At 38.2% G+C, this 17,164-nt stretch carries 15 protein-coding genes; 10 read left to right on the top strand and 5 right to left on the bottom strand.

The window, feature by feature from the left end:
* Positions 1–89 precede the first annotated feature (89 nt).
* The 9 genes from GWJ01_RS18750 to GWJ01_RS18460 all read left to right on the top strand — a co-directional run bounded on the left by GWJ01_RS18750 (position 90) and on the right by GWJ01_RS18460 (position 6,146).
* Positions 90–251, top strand: a complete 162-nt coding sequence (locus tag GWJ01_RS18750; RefSeq protein WP_004243375.1) for a hypothetical protein — start codon at positions 90–92, stop codon at positions 249–251.
* Positions 238–1,962, top strand: coding sequence for a PD-(D/E)XK nuclease-like domain-containing protein (locus GWJ01_RS18490; RefSeq protein WP_161711457.1), 1,725 nt, complete (start codon positions 238–240; stop codon positions 1,960–1,962). Before GWJ01_RS18750 ends, GWJ01_RS18490 begins: the two co-directional genes overlap by 14 nt.
* A 45-nt stretch (positions 1,963–2,007) precedes the next feature.
* Entirely contained in the window at positions 2,008–3,090 is a 1,083-nt protein-coding gene (locus GWJ01_RS18485; protein ID WP_161711456.1) for a RecT family recombinase, read from the top strand.
* 43 nt (positions 3,091–3,133) lie between these two features.
* Positions 3,134–3,391: a helix-turn-helix transcriptional regulator gene (locus tag GWJ01_RS18480; RefSeq protein WP_161711455.1), complete on the top strand. Its 258-nt coding sequence runs from the start codon at positions 3,134–3,136 to the stop codon at positions 3,389–3,391.
* Between the two features lie 26 nt (positions 3,392–3,417).
* Positions 3,418–4,263, top strand: coding sequence for a phosphoadenosine phosphosulfate reductase domain-containing protein (locus GWJ01_RS18475; RefSeq protein WP_161711454.1), 846 nt, complete (start codon positions 3,418–3,420; stop codon positions 4,261–4,263).
* 38 nt (positions 4,264–4,301) lie between these two features.
* The gene (locus tag GWJ01_RS18470; protein WP_161711453.1) at positions 4,302–4,640 is read left to right on the top strand and encodes a hypothetical protein; all 339 of its coding nucleotides are present in this window, start codon (positions 4,302–4,304) and stop codon (positions 4,638–4,640) included.
* A 98-nt stretch (positions 4,641–4,738) separates the two neighbouring features.
* Positions 4,739–5,245 carry a hypothetical protein gene (locus GWJ01_RS18745; protein ID WP_202611271.1) on the top strand — a complete coding sequence of 169 codons (507 nt, stop codon included), beginning with the start codon at positions 4,739–4,741 and terminating at the stop codon, positions 5,243–5,245.
* A gap of 53 nt (positions 5,246–5,298) precedes the next feature.
* Positions 5,299–5,946, top strand: coding sequence for an MT-A70 family methyltransferase (locus GWJ01_RS18465; RefSeq protein ID WP_161711452.1), 648 nt, complete (start codon positions 5,299–5,301; stop codon positions 5,944–5,946).
* A 2-nt stretch (positions 5,947–5,948) separates the two neighbouring features.
* Positions 5,949–6,146: a hypothetical protein gene (locus GWJ01_RS18460; protein ID WP_161711451.1), complete on the top strand. Its 198-nt coding sequence runs from the start codon at positions 5,949–5,951 to the stop codon at positions 6,144–6,146.
* A 195-nt stretch (positions 6,147–6,341) separates the two neighbouring features.
* On the opposite strand, the gene GWJ01_RS18455 is transcribed toward GWJ01_RS18460, so the two are convergent.
* From GWJ01_RS18455 to guaB, 3 genes are all read right to left on the bottom strand, one after another.
* Positions 6,342–7,538 (bottom strand): tyrosine-type recombinase/integrase, encoded by a 1,197-nt coding sequence (locus tag GWJ01_RS18455; RefSeq protein WP_161711450.1) that lies wholly within the window; start codon positions 7,536–7,538, stop codon positions 6,342–6,344.
* 218 nt (positions 7,539–7,756) lie between these two features.
* Positions 7,757–9,334: a glutamine-hydrolyzing GMP synthase gene (gene guaA, locus GWJ01_RS18450; protein ID WP_109393964.1), complete on the bottom strand. Its 1,578-nt coding sequence runs from the start codon at positions 9,332–9,334 to the stop codon at positions 7,757–7,759.
* A 101-nt stretch (positions 9,335–9,435) separates the two neighbouring features.
* Positions 9,436–10,902 (bottom strand): IMP dehydrogenase, encoded by a 1,467-nt coding sequence (guaB, locus tag GWJ01_RS18445; protein ID WP_109393965.1) that lies wholly within the window; start codon positions 10,900–10,902, stop codon positions 9,436–9,438.
* A gap of 169 nt (positions 10,903–11,071) precedes the next feature.
* Between guaB and xseA the strand changes: the two genes are divergently transcribed.
* Positions 11,072–12,454 (top strand): exodeoxyribonuclease VII large subunit, encoded by a 1,383-nt coding sequence (xseA, locus tag GWJ01_RS18440; protein WP_109401736.1) that lies wholly within the window; start codon positions 11,072–11,074, stop codon positions 12,452–12,454.
* A gap of 107 nt (positions 12,455–12,561) precedes the next feature.
* Here xseA and GWJ01_RS18435 read toward each other — a convergent pair whose 3' ends face one another.
* Together GWJ01_RS18435 and GWJ01_RS18430 are read right to left on the bottom strand one after the other, a co-directional pair.
* Positions 12,562–14,805, bottom strand: coding sequence for a TonB-dependent receptor (locus GWJ01_RS18435; protein WP_161711449.1), 2,244 nt, complete (start codon positions 14,803–14,805; stop codon positions 12,562–12,564).
* 166 nt (positions 14,806–14,971) lie between these two features.
* Positions 14,972–17,140, bottom strand: coding sequence for a S9 family peptidase (locus GWJ01_RS18430; RefSeq protein ID WP_161711448.1), 2,169 nt, complete (start codon positions 17,138–17,140; stop codon positions 14,972–14,974).
* Positions 17,141–17,164 lie beyond the last annotated feature (24 nt).

The following is a 17,164-nucleotide window of genomic DNA, read 5'->3' as shown; positions in this document are numbered from 1 at the left end:
ACCAATACGGTTAATTTGCTCTTTAACAATATGGATAAAAGAGACTGATTTTTTAATGCGCTCAGACATAACCAATTTGGTGATTAGTCATGATCTTTTATATCAAAGACGGTAAGCATGTATTTACCTTATCAGGCTTAAATGAGTCACAGTCATTTGACAATTTTAAAGCCGGTATTGAGTGGGCTTATGTAAGAAAGCTCGCATTACAAACAGAACAATTAGTAGGTAAACAAAATGTCAGACACTAAGCACTTAAATGTGTTGATTGCAAAAGCTCTTTTACTTAACCAAGATATTACTGATAGCGAACAAGTAGATATGCTAACAGCTCATATCAATGGTGATATTGAAAAAGAAGAGTTTAAGCAATATGACCACTTTATTAATATCACGCTACTTGCACTTTCATTGGTTCATAATATCAGCAGTGAACTCAGTGAAGAGCAAATCGTTAACGCTATTATGTCATTTATTGATAACCCTGATATGCGTAGCGTTCGTCATAGAGTTAATCACTTTAACTCATTAATAAATCCAAAAACCACCTCAAATGAGGTAGAAAAAAAGGAAGCACCTCAGGAAGAGGTGATTTTTAACGCCAGTAAAGATAACCAAAACGGTCAACTGAAGGAAACGGAAGATATTCCAAAGGAAGAAAATGACCAACCTGCTTATTTTGAACCTGGTCGTTATCCCAATATTCCTAACGAGGTGTATCACAGTTCAAACGGCATCAGTAGTTCGATGCTAAAAGATGCTCGTATTAGTTTAATGTATTACGAGTTACGCCATGTAACAAAAGTCATTGAGCGTGAAAATAAGCGTTGTTTCGACTTAGGTAGTGCGTTTCACACGTTAACAATGGAGCCTGAAAAGTTTGATGCTGAATTCAGTGTTAAGCCAATTATTCCAGAAGGTGCCTTTACAACAACGGAAACAATGAAGTCATGGATTGACGAATACAATAATAAGTTGCCTAAAAAGCTCTCACAAGATGAGTTAAAAGCAATTATTGAAGAACATAATGCCACTCTGACACCGCAACTTTCCACCAGCGGAAAAGCCGAAGATCTAGGTCAGATATACATGCAGTTGCCCGATGAATTTAAAACCATCCCTGAAGATGGAAAATTCACAGGTGCAGCAATGAAAGCCTGTATCAAAGCCTATAACGATACTTTGCCAACACCATTGAAAACTTCAGGTAATACAGATGCATTACTTGAGCAGATATACCACCACATCAATCCTGAATTATATTTGGCAGAAACAAATAAACCTGAGCCACTTAGAAAACCCGTCAAAAAAGATGATCTCATGCAGGTCATTAAAGAAGTTAACCCTGATGCTGTATTTGAAGATGAAATCATTAGCCAGTGGCTTAGTGATAATTCAAAAATTCATGTTCAAACCGTTGACTATGAAATGGCAAATAACATGCGCCACGCAGTTATGAACCACAAAGAAGCATCCAGTTCATTAAACCACCCTAACCGCGTATCAGAAGTAAGTTACTACGGCATTGATGAAGATACCGGTCTTGAAATTCGTGTTCGTCCTGATATCGAAATTCAAACAGAAAATAACCGATTAGGCTTTGACCTCAAATCAGTAGCACTTGGTCGATTTAAACAAGATGCCATTGAAGCCATGATCCGCAGAGAAATCATTAATCGCGATTATCACATCAGTGCAGCTATGTATTGTGATGTGGCAATGCTTGACCAGTTCTTCTGGATATTCGTTAACAAAGACGAGCATTACCACTGGGTTGCTATCGTCGAAGCCTCTCCTGAATTACTTGAATTAGGTCGTGCAGAGTACAAAAAGACACTGCGTGATATCCGTGAAGCTATGGATACAGGATATTGGCCAGCGCCTATCACCACCACTCTCACAATCGGTATCACTGACTTTGAGCAGAAAAAGTTAGAAGAACTGCAAAATGAAGTCGCTTAATAAAACCGCGCTTGAACAATCAGGCGTAAGCTTGGAGTAAATATTATGTCAGAAGTAGCCACTATTGATCAGAGTAACAACTTAGCAGTATTCAACCCAGATAAGTTAAGTAGCCTAATTGAGTTTTCAAAAATAATGGCTAAAGGGAAAATTACGGTACCCGAACATTTGCGCGATAATGCTTCAGACTGTTTAGCGATTGTTATGCAGGCGATGCAATGGGATATGAACCCATTTGTTGTAGCTCAGAAAACCTATACCGTTAATGGCGTTCTTGGATATGAAGCGCAATTAGTAAACGCCTTAGTATCAAGCTCAACGGCTATTCAAGGGCGCTTTCATTATGAATATAGTGAAACCGGTTGGGAAAAACTAACCAAAAGCAAAGAGCTTACCAAACAACGAAACGGCAAAGACTATTCATTTCGTGTTCGTGATTGGACTGATGCAGATGAGCATGGTTTATGGATACGTGTAGGGGCAATTCTTCGCGGTGAAAGTGAAATTACGTGGGGAGAGAAAATTTACCTATCTAGTGTTGTTACTCGCAATTCCCCTCTCTGGTCAACAAACCCAAAACAGCAGTTAGCGTATCTCGCTGTTAAATATTGGGCACGCCTTTATTGCCCCGAAGTTATCCTAGGTGTGTATACGCCAGAAGAACTTGAAGATAGACCAATTAAAGACATCACCCCACCGAAAGAACGTGTAAGCATTGATGAAATCACCACTCAACAACAGCCAATCAATGCTGAACCCGTAAAAGAAGCTCAAGGCGAGTTTATACCTAAGTTCAATGCTGACGCCTTTAGATTAGCTATTGATGATGTTCAAACTGTCGAAGAAGCTAAAAATATTCGCGCAGAAATTGAGAACTTAAAAAATGAAATGGGGATCAACCTGTTTACTGAATTAAAAAATAAAGCAGTACAGGCATACCACCGCATTGATGCACGTAACGCCCTAGAAGCTTCTATCAACTCACTTCCTGAATCTGGCTCACCAGAAGCCACAGAAGCATTTGAAAAAGTAGACAAGCTACTTAAATCAAGCAAAAGAAAACTAGGTGATGAGTTATACGAATCTTTCTCTATCACGCTTGATGATATGCGCCCTGAATACCAGTGATCCTATTTAATGCGGAGCTGTATCGCTCCGCAGGAGTTTAAATATGAATATCAAATTACCTATCAACCCTATTCGTATGCCTGATGTTTTAAAGCGAACAGGGCTTTCTCGCTCAACTATTCGCACCTTAGAGAAGAAAGGCGATTTTCCAAAGCGTATGTACTTATCTGTGCGCTGTGTTGCTTGGGAAGCAGAAGAAGTTGATGAGTGGTTGAAAAAACGTTCTCAATCAAGAGAGACACCTAAGTGTTACACCGAACGTAAGCGTAATGAAGCAGGTCAGTTTGTGAGTAATGCCTAACACCGGTTTAACCAAAGGATATAACCATGATTCATGTTGTCAGTTTTTCTGGCGGCAGAACATCGGCTTATCTCGTGCATCTGATGGAACAAAGGCGAATCAAGGAAGATTTGGATGTTAGATATATTTACATGGACACAGGAGCAGAACATCCAAAAACATACGAATTTATTAAAAATGTCGTATCACATTGGGGTATTAACTTAACCTGTTTACGTGTCGTAGTTAACCCAGAACTCGGGCAAGGAAATAGCTACGAAGTAATACCCGTCAGTGAAATCAAGCACGATCTTGAGCCATGGAAAGCCATAGTTAAAAAATACGGACTACCCTATCCAGCCGGTGCGTTCTGCACCAGAGAAATGAAATTCAATCCAGTCACTAAATACTGCAAAGATAACTTTGATGAGTATACGACATGGATTGGAATACGAGCAGATGAACAAAACAGATTAAAGCCAAAGGATGGCATTAATTATCTAGCTGATATCAGTGATTTTGAAAAGGATGACATTAATCACTGGTGGTCAAAGCAACCTTTCAATTTAAACATTCCTGAGCACCTCGGGAACTGCGTTTTCTGTATCAAGAAAAGTGTAAATAAAATTGCTTTAGCCGCAAGAGATGAGCCCATTCTAGCGAAGCAATTTATTGATGTGATTAATGGAGATGTCAGAGAAGTTAATCGAGAGCAGCAATCAAGCCAAATTATGTTTAGAGGAAATAATTCACTGGAAGGGATAATTGCTTTATTCAAGGATCACACAAGAGATGAAATCGCTAATGTAGTTAAAGGTTCTGGCGGATATAAATCCGGTTCTTGTAGCGAGTCTTGTGAAGCCTTTAATTGCCAGTTGGATTTACCTATTTAATAAACAGACTCAGTGCAAGGATGCAACAGGAGATAGATATGACAGATAAACTAAAAGAAGAGATTGAAAAATTACAGAATAACGCTGCTAGTGAGCTGGTTATGTCTTGGTACTTAGCAAGATTAGCAAACACAATATTAATTGCGTGTTATTCGCTTGAAAAAGATAATGTCAGCCTTGCTAAAGAGTGGTTGTTTGGAGCTATGGAGATGTGGCCTGAGGTTGATATTTTTGAAGATTTAAAAGATAGCAATGGCAATGCCTATGACCTGCAAGCTTGGTTTGATAAAGGTATGGAAGGAGAAAAAAATCAACCTCAATATCTGAAAATCATTCGCGAACAATATCCAGAAATCGAAAAGCTACGGACCGCTTAATTTAACTCTCAGGGATGCAATGAAGAGGAATGAATATAATGAGACGAATAGATTTAATTGTTATAATGTATTAACAATTAATAACCGGCGTACAAAAAATGACGAATTTAAACCAAAATGATGATGCATTTTTCCATTCAATAAAAGAATTAATCAACAGTAATCTTGGTCAAGATGTAGATATTGAGATGTTGAAATTCATTACTGAATTTTACTTTCTATTTAGTGTGATGGAGATGAAATTAGCAGGCGGAGATTTCACCTTAGATAGAATAGATTACATAGCTAATTATGTCGCCAAAAAGGATAAAGAATCAGAAAATATTGATAAAATATATAACTTCCTTAGAGATAGATATAGTAATGATGAAAAACATCAAGTTTTAATGAGTGGGCGAAAAAAAGCTATTGAGCTTTACTCAAAAATAGTAGCAGAAATTGATGAAGGCGATACTAGTTTAGTATCAAAAATTAAAATTATACTTATAGTTCTTTACAGAATAAGAAATAATTTATTTCATGGTGCAAAGCTTGAGCATGATTTAAATATTCAGAACAGCTTATTTACCAATCTGAATGACGCATTAAAAATAATATTAATCTAGTAATAAACCACCCTGCTAAAGCAGGGTTTTTTATACCTAAAATAAGGAGAAATATGAGCCATAAGAAATACGACCTTATCTATTGTGATCCTCCGTGGGATTACAAAAATAAAGTTTCAAACGGTGCTGCTAAAAATCATTATCCAACAACTTCCCTCTTCAATTTAACCCATCTCCCTATTCATTCTATTACATCTGATAATGCAGTTCTTGCCATGTGGTATACAGGTAATTTTGTACTCGAGGCTATTAAATTAGCCGAAGCGTGGGGCTTTAAAGTCCGCACAATGAAAGCTTTTACATGGGTTAAGTTTAACCATTTAGCATGGCAACGAATTGATAAGGCTATTCAAAACAGTGAGTTATTTGATTATCACGACCTGTTTGAACTATTAGATACTGAAACAAAAATGAATGGGGGTAACTACACCAGAGCCAATAGTGAAGATGTTTTAATCGCTACTCGAGGCAATGGATTACAACGCATTAGTGCTAGCGTTAAACAAATCGTATTTAGTTCTTTAGGTGAGCATAGCGAAAAACCGTGGGAAGTAAAAAACCGCCTTGAACAGTTGTACGGTGATGTAAGTCGCATTGAGCTATTCGCTCGTGACATGTCACAAGGTTGGGATGCATGGGGCAATCAATGTCCTAACAACAGTATCGAACTTATCAATTCTCATTTTATTTATAAGGAATAAATATGCCTGATATCGCAGATGATGCTAATGATTTAACGGATCTACAAATCAACACCGCATTAGCAAATAGAGAGCCACCAGCCAAAAGCTTAACAGGGTTTTGTATCTGGTGTCGTGAAGAACCTGTAACAGAGAATAGCGCTTACTGTTCTAAAAAGTGTGGTGATGATCATGCTCAGTACAAAAGGAAAAACGGTTAATGATTATTTTACTCACATTATTAGCCGTGTACTTATGGCTTGCTGGGTATCTGTTTTCAGAGTCTAAACACGAAAGCGACAATATAAAAGATATTGTGGCCAGACTGTTTTACTCCACAATCTGGCCTGTTGTTGGTGTGCTTTACCTATCGTCACTACTTGCTTATAAAACACTTGGCGAAGAATGACAAAGCGTTAATCTTTCTCTTTTATCCATTCATCCACCATGTCAGCCCACTCTTGTAACATCTTCCTACGCTGTTCAGCATATTCAGCCTTGTTGTAAACAGCTCTAACGCCATTTTGAACGTGTGCTAAACATTTCTCTATCCAATCTGAGTTATAACCTGCCTCGTGCAATAGCGTACTGGCTGTGCGTCGTAAATCGTGAACAGTAACCAGTTCGAACTCAATACCTTTTTCATTGATACGTTTTACGGTGCCATCAATCACATTATTTAATGCAGCATTAGAAAGTGGCTTTTTAATATCATATCGACCAGGCATTAAGTAATTGCTTCCCATCGCGCAGACTTTCATACCGGTGAGGATATCCATTGCTTGGTCAGAGAGATAAATAACATGCTCTTTTCTCCCCTTCATTCGCCCTTTAGGGATCACCCATTGCCTATTTTTAAAGTCTATTTCATCCCATGTAGCGTGAATAAACTCAGACTTTCTGACTAATGTTAGCAAGACAAATTTAACGGCCAATTTTAAGGTTGGATAACAACTATAGTTTTCTAGTTCACGAAATAAGATACCGATTTCTTTCGGTGACATTGCCCTTTCGCGCGCTTGAAAAGTCCCTATCGAAGATGCCTTTATTGCATCTGCTGGGTTACTAATTTCATAACCTCTATCTATGGCATAAGTAAAAACAGAGCCAACAATCTCACGCACTTGTAATGCAGTCGCTTTTGCGCCCCTATCTTTTATCTTTTCACACAATGCTCTAAGCCGTGGCGTGGTGATCTCTTCTAGTTGAAGCTTGCCGAATACGGGATAAATTTCTTTTTTAATAATCGCTTCTTTCATGGCCCTTGTAGAGTCAGCATATTGGGCATCATTAAGAAAATTGACGGTATAGTCTTTGAATACCGTCCCTATTTTTTTACTCTCAATACCGTCACGCTTCTTTGAAGCTGGCGATATACCTGCGTTTAGTAGCCTTTTTGCTTCAATTAATTCAGCTCTTGCTTCTGCAAGCGTGATACCGTCAGCACTGTATCGACCAAAAGTAACCGTTTCTCTCCTTCCATTAAAACGATAATCATATCTAAATGAAATAACACCATTTTTTGTCACTGCAACGTATAAACCATCTCGATCAGACACTTTATAAAGCTTGTCTTGTGGCTTTAAACTTCTTAGTTTTGTATCGGTCAGCATGCTATAACCTCAATACTGATACCGTCAAATGACAGCAAATTTATGACGGTATCAGTGTCTTAATTTTATAATTTATTTTTTGATACCGTCACATATACCGTCATTTTTTTCGGTTCTTGTCAACCATTACTAACCATAGAAAACAAAAAAGCCATCAGTAACTTACTGATGGCTATTGGTTTTTTAACCTTTATCAACTATTGCTGATAAACGGTATTTTATTCCCACTCAATCGTTGCAGGTGGTTTACCACTGATATCATAAACAACGCGGGAAATTCCGCCCACTTCATTGATAATACGGTTAGAAACGCGACCTAAGAAGTCATATGGTAAATGTGCCCAATGCGCTGTCATAAAGTCCACAGTTTCAACTGCACGTAATGAAACAACCCAATCATATTTACGACCGTCGCCCATAACACCCACTGAACGCACAGGTAAGAACACGGTAAATGCTTGGCTTACTTTGTTATATAAATCAGCTTTATGCAGTTCTTCGATAAAGATAGCATCAGCACGACGTAATAAATCACAGTACTCTTTTTTGATCTCACCTAATACGCGAACCCCTAAACCTGGGCCCGGGAATGGGTGACGATAAAGCATGTTGTATGGTAAGCCTAACTCTAAACCAATCTTACGCACTTCATCTTTAAACAGCTCTTTTAATGGCTCAACTAAGCCCAGCTTCATATCTTCTGGTAAGCCACCCACGTTATGGTGCGATTTAATTACATGAGCTTTACCTGTTGCAGATGCAGCAGACTCAATCACATCAGGATAGATAGTGCCTTGTGCTAACCATTTAACTTGTGGCTGTTTAACAGCTTCTTCATCAAAGATTTCAATGAATGTATGACCAATAATTTTGCGTTTTTTCTCAGGATCATTCTCGCCTTTTAACGCAGTTAAGAAACGCTCTTCCGCTTCAACATGGATAATATTTAGGTCAAATTTACCTTTAAACATTTCCATGACTTGTTCTGCTTCATTCAGACGCAATAAGCCGTTATCAACAAATACACATGTTAAACGTTTACCAATCGCACGGTTTAACAATAATGCAGTTACTGATGAGTCAACTCCGCCTGATAACGCTAAAATAACGTGATCATCACCAATTTGCTCTTTTAAACGAGCAACCGTGTCTTCAATAATTGCGGCAGAAGTCCACAGCGCATCACAACCACAGATATCTAAAACAAAACGTTTTAAAATCGCTAAACCTTGATGGGTATGTGTAACTTCAGGGTGGAATTGAACACCATAAAAACGTTTTTCTTCATTCGCCATGATAGCAAATGGGCAAGTTTCTGTGCTCGCTACTGTTACAAAATCTGATGGAATAGCAGTAACTTTGTCACCGTGGCTCATCCATACATCTAATAATGGTTTACCATCTTCACTAACAGAATCTTGAATATCACGGAACAGTGCGCAAGTTTCACGAATTTCAACTTGTGAATAACCGAATTCACGCTCACCAGAAACTTCGACGTCGCCACCTAATTGCATCGACATCGTTTGCATACCATAACAAATTCCTAATACAGGAACGCCTGCATTGAATACGTATTCTGGTGCGCGAGGGCTGTTGTCTTCAGTAGTACTTTCAGGGCCACCAGACAGAATAATACCATTAGGATTAAATTCACGAATTTGTTCTTCTGTAACATCCCATGCCCAGAGTTCACAATAAACGCCGATTTCACGAATACGACGAGCAATAAGCTGCGTATACTGTGAACCGAAATCAAGGATAAGAATGCGATGATTATGGATATTTGCTGTCATTTGTGGTGAATTCCAAAACAGATAAAGTCATAAAGTTGAAAGGCTTGCTAATTTATAATCAAAACAAAGTAATAACTAAAACAAGCCTTTCTCGGAATAAATTACATACCTAAGCGATAGTTAGGAGATTCTTTTGTGATGGTCACATCATGGACATGGCTTTCTTGAATACCCGCACCACTGATACGAACAAATTCAGCTTTGGTATTCAAATCTTTAATTGTTGCGCAGCCTGTTAAGCCCATGCATGAGCGTAAACCACCCATTTGTTGATGAACGATAGTTTTCAATAAACCTTTATAAGCAACACGACCTTCGATACCTTCTGGTACTAATTTGTCTGCTGCATTATCAGTTTGGAAGTAACGATCTGATGAACCTTTAGACATCGCACCTAATGAACCCATGCCTCGATAAGATTTATAAGAACGGCCTTGGAACAGTTCGATCTCGCCAGGAGATTCTTCAGTACCTGCAAACATTGAACCAACCATAACGCAAGCTGCACCTGCTGCTAATGCTTTTGCGATATCGCCAGAGAAACGAATACCGCCGTCTGCAATAACAGGAATGTTGCGATCTTTCAGAGCATCAACAGCATCTGCAATAGCAGTAATTTGTGGTACACCCACACCGGTTACGATACGTGTTGTACAAATTGAGCCTGGGCCAATACCTACTTTAACCGCGCTCACACCAGCATCTGCTAGTGCTAATGCACCTTCTGCGGTTGCAACGTTGCCACCAATAATAGGTAGATTTGGATATAATGCACGAGTATCACGAATACGCTGTAAGACACCTTCAGAGTGACCGTGAGATGAGTCAATAAGTAAAACGTCAACGCCTGCAGCAACTAATGCAGCAACACGCTCTTCGTTACCGGCACCCGCACCAACAGCAGCACCAACACGTAAACGACCGTGTTCGTCTTTACAAGCATTTGGTTTACGTTCTGCTTTCTTGAAGTCTTTTACAGTGATCATTCCTTTCAGGTGGAAGTTGTTATCAACCACTAAGGCTTTCTCTACACGTTTTTCATGCATTCTTTGCATGACAACATCTCGTGCTTCACCTTCTTGTACAGTCACTAAGCGCTCTTTTGGTGTCATTACTGCTGTAACAGGTTGGTCTAAATCAGTAACAAAACGAACATCACGACCAGTAATAATACCCACTAATTCGTTGTCATTGGTCACAACTGGGTAACCCGCAAAGCCATTGCGTTCAGTCATTGCTTGAACTTCACGTAAAGAAGTTTCTGGTGTTACGGTGATAGGATCAGTGACAACACCACTTTCATGTTTTTTCACACGACGAACTTCTTCAGCTTGGCGTTCGATAGACATGTTTTTGTGGATAAAACCAATTCCACCTTCTTGAGCTAATGCGATAGCTAAAGGCGCTTCAGTCACAGTATCCATTGCAGCAGAAAGCATAGGAACATTTAGGCGGATTGTTTCAGTCAGTTGAGTGGACAAGTCGGCAGTATTAGGAAGAACAGTGGAGTGTGCAGGAACTAACAAAACATCATCAAATGTAAGTGCTTCTTTTTTAATTCGTAACATAGCAATATCTCACCAAGGCGGCTTTTAGGAAATAGAAAATATTGCCGCGGAATTATACACACCGTAATCGGTTGCTTCTAGCTTTTTTTCAAAATTTTTATTGATCCTGCCACTAACTTAGGTAGTATCAATCAATTAAGTCTTTGTTTTAAAATTTGATCTGGCTCACATGACACTACCGATAAACAATAATATTTTTACTGTTAGCCGTCTAAATAAGACCGTTCGCCAGTTATTAGAAATGGAAATGGGTCGCATTTGGATCAGCGCTGAAATTTCCAATTTTACTCAACCCTCTTCTGGTCACTGGTATTTTACGTTAAAAGATACTAATGCCCAAATTAGAGCGGCGATGTTTCGTGGGCAAAATACTAAAGTTACTTTTCGCCCTCAACATGGACAGCAAGTCTTAGTGCGCGCAACAATTACATTGTATGAGCCAAGAGGTGATTACCAATTGATTGTTGAAAGTATGCAACCTGCTGGCGACGGACTTTTACAACAACAATTTGAGCTATTAAAACAAAAACTCAGTGCTGAAGGTTTATTTGATGCTATTCATAAAAAACCCCTGCCATCACCTGCTCAACAAATTGGTGTTATCACTTCATCAACAGGAGCAGCACTGCACGACATTTTAAATATTCTTCGTCGTCGTGATCCCTCTTTACCTGTTCTTATCTATCCAACTGCGGTTCAAGGTGCTGAAGCGCCTATGCAGATTGTTCATGCCATCGAACTTGCTAACCGTCGTAAAGAGTGTGATGTTTTAATTGTTGGTCGTGGCGGTGGCTCGTTAGAAGATCTCTGGGCATTTAATGATGAACGTGTTGCTCGTGCTATTTTTGCCAGCGAAATTCCGATTGTAAGTGCTGTTGGTCATGAAACTGATGTAACCATAGCTGATTTTATTGCCGACCTTAGAGCACCAACTCCTTCTGCAGCAGCAGAACTAATCAGCCGTAACAAGCTTGAGCTATTGCGCCAATTACAATCACAACAACAACGCCTTGAAATGGCAATGGATTACTACTTAGCGAAAAAATTACGTGCAATAACACAGCTTCATCATCGATTACAGCAACAACATCCTCATTTACGTCTTGCTCGTCAGCAAAATGTATTGGCTTCAACACAACAGCGTTTAGTTTCTAGTTTTCAGCGACTATTGCAAGCCAAACAACATCAACAAACACAACTACAAAAACGCCTTAATTACCAAGAGCCTAGTTCCCAAATTCAAGCATTACTTCGCCAACAACAACAGTTGATTTACCGTATGCGAGAAAGTATTTCACAACAGTTATCTCGTCAACGTGAACAATTCGCTATTAGCTGTTCTCGTTTAGAAAGTGTGAGTCCTCTCGCAACACTTTCTCGCGGTTACAGTATTAGCGAAACAGAGTCTGGAGAAGTGCTGAAAAATACCAAACAGGTAAAAGTGGGTGATCCGCTAAAAACGCGTGTTGAAGATGGTTGGATCACCAGTGAAGTGGTTAAAACACAAAAGATAAGAGCTAAACGTAAGACCGCCTCTAAAAATGAGGATTAGCCATATCAAATGGCTTAGATCAATATAGATACAAAAGGAAAACGGCATCAGAATAATATTGATGCCGTTTTTTATTATTTATACTTTAAGATAATTATTACGTTACATTAAAAACGGACTTCTCCTGCAAATAAATAGCTTCGACCTCGAGCAGTTTGAGTATTACTTCCTGGCTCTTGCATTATTGGTGCTGAATTACTTCTATCAAGCGCATTAGAATAGTTTTTATTCATTAAATTATGCACAGCAAACTTCAAAGAAATATTTTTATTAATTTTGTAATTACTATAAAGATCAATAACCGTTGGGATATTATCTTGTTGCACCATAGGGACTTTACCCGTATCAAAATCAACACCTTCAGGTGAAGATTTACGTGATTTTCCTGTGATTTGTATCACAGTACCTAGTTCTAATGACCGGTCATCAAAGAGACGAATACCTGTATCTATAGTGGCATAATATTTAGGAAGCTCAGAAGCAGGTGTTTGTCCAAAATCTAAACTAGCAATTGATGTGGGTTGTGATGTGCGTTGATCACTATAAGACAGATTAGCGTAAAATACCTCTGCATCATAATTAGCTTGTAACTCATATCCACGTAAAACCACAGGATCGATACTGTTAGTATGAAGATTAATATTACCGTCATTTTCCATATTGGCGTAATCATCCAATGTTAATGTATCATCAACTCTACAACGGATCCCTCCTTTACACACGATAAAAGATTCACTAGAAATATAATTTTTGACCTTTGTGTAATACCATAATCCTTTAAATCGAAAACTATCACCTTCGATAATTAAATCTGGACGGTAACTATTAAACCCAAGCTGGAATGTATCAGCCTTTTCACTCTTTAAATATGGATTCATTGAAGCCCCACCTTCATTGGCAAAAAAGATCTCTTGTGAGGTGGGCGCTCTCATTGTATGAGCATAACTTACAAAGGGCTGAAATTCAGAAATAATTTCAGCGGAAAATAACACCCCAGGATCCCAATTTCTATCATGACGATTTACATTCATTTCACCTTCAGGGAAACATGCATCACGAGCAGCACACGCTGGTTTATACCCTTTTATATTGTAATCCACATAATTTAAATTTAGGTCGAGAGTATAAATATCGTATTCAAATTTCATTTGTGAAAAGAAGCTAGTTAAATCATTTTTTCCTTGTGGTGCAAACACATTATTTTCAACCATATTTTGTGATTGCCACGGATCAGTGGAGGGGGCGATAACACTACGTTTGTATTCTGTTGACATTAATTTAGAGCCAAGTGTTAATGCCATATCCATTTCACCGTAATTAAAGCGACTGGTATTTTTCGCCACTAGTGAGTCTGATATATTTTTAGCATTTGCTTCTCGCAAACTCACAAGAGAATCACCCTCAAATTTTTGTGATGCTTGGCTGTGGCTAAGCAGAATTTCACTATCAAATAAATCATTTAACGGTGTATAGCGATATTTCGCATAATAATCTTTAGCATCTATTTTTCGACGATTAAAATTGTTGTTATAAAAACGACCACTTAATTCTAATTCATGAGAATCATTTGGTTTTATATTTATTTTAGTGAGTTCTGAGTGTGGTCTTTGATTAAACTCTTTGCTTGTCGAAAATTCTTCACTATTAAAACCAGCACCATTTTTATAAGAAGACTCTATTTTATGTCCACTTAACGCAAACATCGCACCAACTGTACCATTATCATTAAATAATGAACGTTGTCCTGCCACCGCGACCATGCCGTTATAACCTAAGCCATTCGTACCACCAGCAGCTTTACTTCTTACACCCCAAGAGTGGTTTTCAAATAAAACATCTTCAACACCAATGGTTTTAAAATTAGCACTTCCTGCTAGTGCATTAATACTATTTTCACCATCTTGTTGACCACGAGAAATATCGATTTTAATAATAAAATTCGGATCAATCATGGTATTAAATTGATTGTAAGGTTGTGCGCCATGAGCATATTGACTAGGTGATGTGCTATACATCGTTTGCGTAACACCATCTACCATCATATTAACGCGCCCAAAACCGCTAAGCCCGCGAATATTAACACTCACACCGGGTTGACTTACATCCATTTGAGTGTAAGCCCCAGGTGTTGATCGTAATGCTTGTTCAACAGACTCTAGATTATTAATTTCACCAATAGAACTATAAGCACCTGGTTTTCCCAATGCTTTTTGTTCTGGTGTTTCTTTTTGTGCTGATGAAACTTTTAAGCTACTAAATTGAACCGCTTTATCCGCTTCAGATGCGATGACAAGATGATTAACACCCGAAAATAAAATAAGAGTGCTAAGTATTTTCCTTTTAAATTTCATAATAAACCTATTCTTTATTTTTATTTAAATAGGCTCACGTTGCTTTATATAAAGTAATTAAATCAAAAAATATTATTATTGTTATATTTGCTTTAAATAATAGCACTGTCTCCCTTAAAGAGAGACAGGCTAATTTTATTAAACTTATTTATTATTACAGATTATTCTATTTTATATTTTGCGCTTTAAAATAGACTTCAGGTTGTTCTAACATCAAAATAAAGGCATATTCTTTTGCAGTATCGCGTAAGCGATTAAAACGTCCTGATTTACCGCCGTGTCCCGCACTCATATTAATATCAAGTAATAATAGATTATTATCTGTTTTTAATTCACGTAATTTAGCAACCCACTTTGCTGGTTCCCAATATTGTACTTGTGAATCATGTAATCCTGTAGTGACTAATAGATGAGGATAAGCCTTAGCAACGACATTATCGTATGGGCTATATGATTTTAAGCGGAAATAAACGTCTTTATCGGCAGGATTTCCCCACTCTTCATATTCCCCTGTCGTTAATGGAATTGAAGCATCTAGCATTGTTGTCACAACATCAACAAATGGGACTTGAGATACAACACCACGGTATAATTCTGGCGCCATATTCACAACAGCGCCCATTAATAAACCACCAGCACTGCCACCCATAGCGTAAACATGTTTAGGTGCTCCGTAACCACCAGCAATTAGGTATTTAGTGGCATCAATAAAGTCAGTAAAAGTATTAACTTTATGTTCCATTTTACCTTGGTTATACCAGCGTTTACCTAATTCACCACCACCACGCACATGCACAATCGCATAGACAAAACCTCTATCTAACAAACTTAAACGAGGTGAGCTAAATGATGGATCAATGCTACTACCGTAAGAGCCATAACCATAAATTAAGATAGGATTTTCACCTTTCTTAAATAAGTCTTTTCGATAAACTAATGATACGGGAACTTCAACACCATCTTGTGCTTTTACCCAAATGCGCTCACTTTCATACAAATCACGTTCAAAGCCTTTCACTTCTTGCTGTTTAAGCAGTTGCTTTTGATGTGTTTGCATATTCCATTGATAAGTTGAAGATGGTGTTGTCATGGATGTATAACCAAAGCGAAGCTCTTCACTATCTGCTTGAGGATTAAACCCTAACCATGCCATATAAACAGGATCGTCAAATGTGACATTGGTTGATTGACCTGTTTTCCAATCAATTTGACGCAATGACACTAGGCCTTGCTTTCTTTCTTCAACCACTAACCAGCGATTAAAGAGATCAAAACCTTCTAAATCGACATTTTTTTGTGGTGCAATGACGGTTTCCCAAGGTTTATCAATGGATGATGTTTTATAAAGACCAAACAATTCACTCTCATGATTCGAGCGAATATAAAATTCACCATTAAAATGGTCGATATCATATTCGCGCCCTTCTTGACGTGCAGAGAAGATAACCATTGGTTTTTCTGGGGCATTAGCGTCAATTAAGCGAGACTCTGAAGTAGTTGAACTTTCAATAGAGACCAGAATGTAATCTTCAGATTTACTTTTACCCATCCAGGTATAAAAACGATCGTCGTTTTCTTCGAAGATTTTGATGTCTTGTTTACGATCAGTGTCATATTGATGGCGATAGATTTGATAAGGCAGTAGCGTTTGCGGATCTTTATCAACATAAAAGAGTGTTTTGCTATCATTTGCCCATACTAAGTTTGCTGAGATATTGGTTAATACATTCTCTTTCCATGTGTTATCTGACAAATCTTTATAGGCAACATTGTAGTTTCTACGCCCTTCTTTATCTTCTGCAATAGCAATGCGTTTGTTATCTGGGCTGATAGTCAGATCACCTAATTGATAGAATTCATGCCCTTTCGCACGTTCGTTTCCATCAACAAGGACTTCCCACTCACCTTCACTATTAACAGGCTTACGCTGATAAATAGGGAAATCTTTACCTTCTTGATAAATAGTACGATAAGTATAGCCATTATAAATATAAGGTACTGACTCATCGTTTTGAGCCATACGGCTAACCATCTCATTGAAGAGTGTTTCTTCTAATGCCTTACCTTCTTTCATTACAGACTCGGTATAAGCATTTTCGACATTCAGATAATCAAGCACTTTAGGATCTTTGCGTGAATCATCTCGTAGCCAATAATAATTATCGGTGCGCGTATCTCCATGATCTGTCATCACATGAGGTACTTTATTCGCTTTTGGTGGCATCACTAGGGAGTCCTTCTGATTTTGAGCCAATGCAGGTGTTGCTGAAATTAACAATGCCATGATCGCACTCGTTAATTTCAACGTCATCCGTTTTTTTGTTGCGATTAACATAACGTTTTATTTCCTTTTAACCTG

The organism is Proteus sp. G2618 (assembly GCF_009915995.1).
Lineage (GTDB): Bacteria > Pseudomonadota > Gammaproteobacteria > Enterobacterales > Enterobacteriaceae > Proteus > Proteus terrae.
This window is presented reverse-complemented; position numbering and strand designations above follow the sequence as displayed.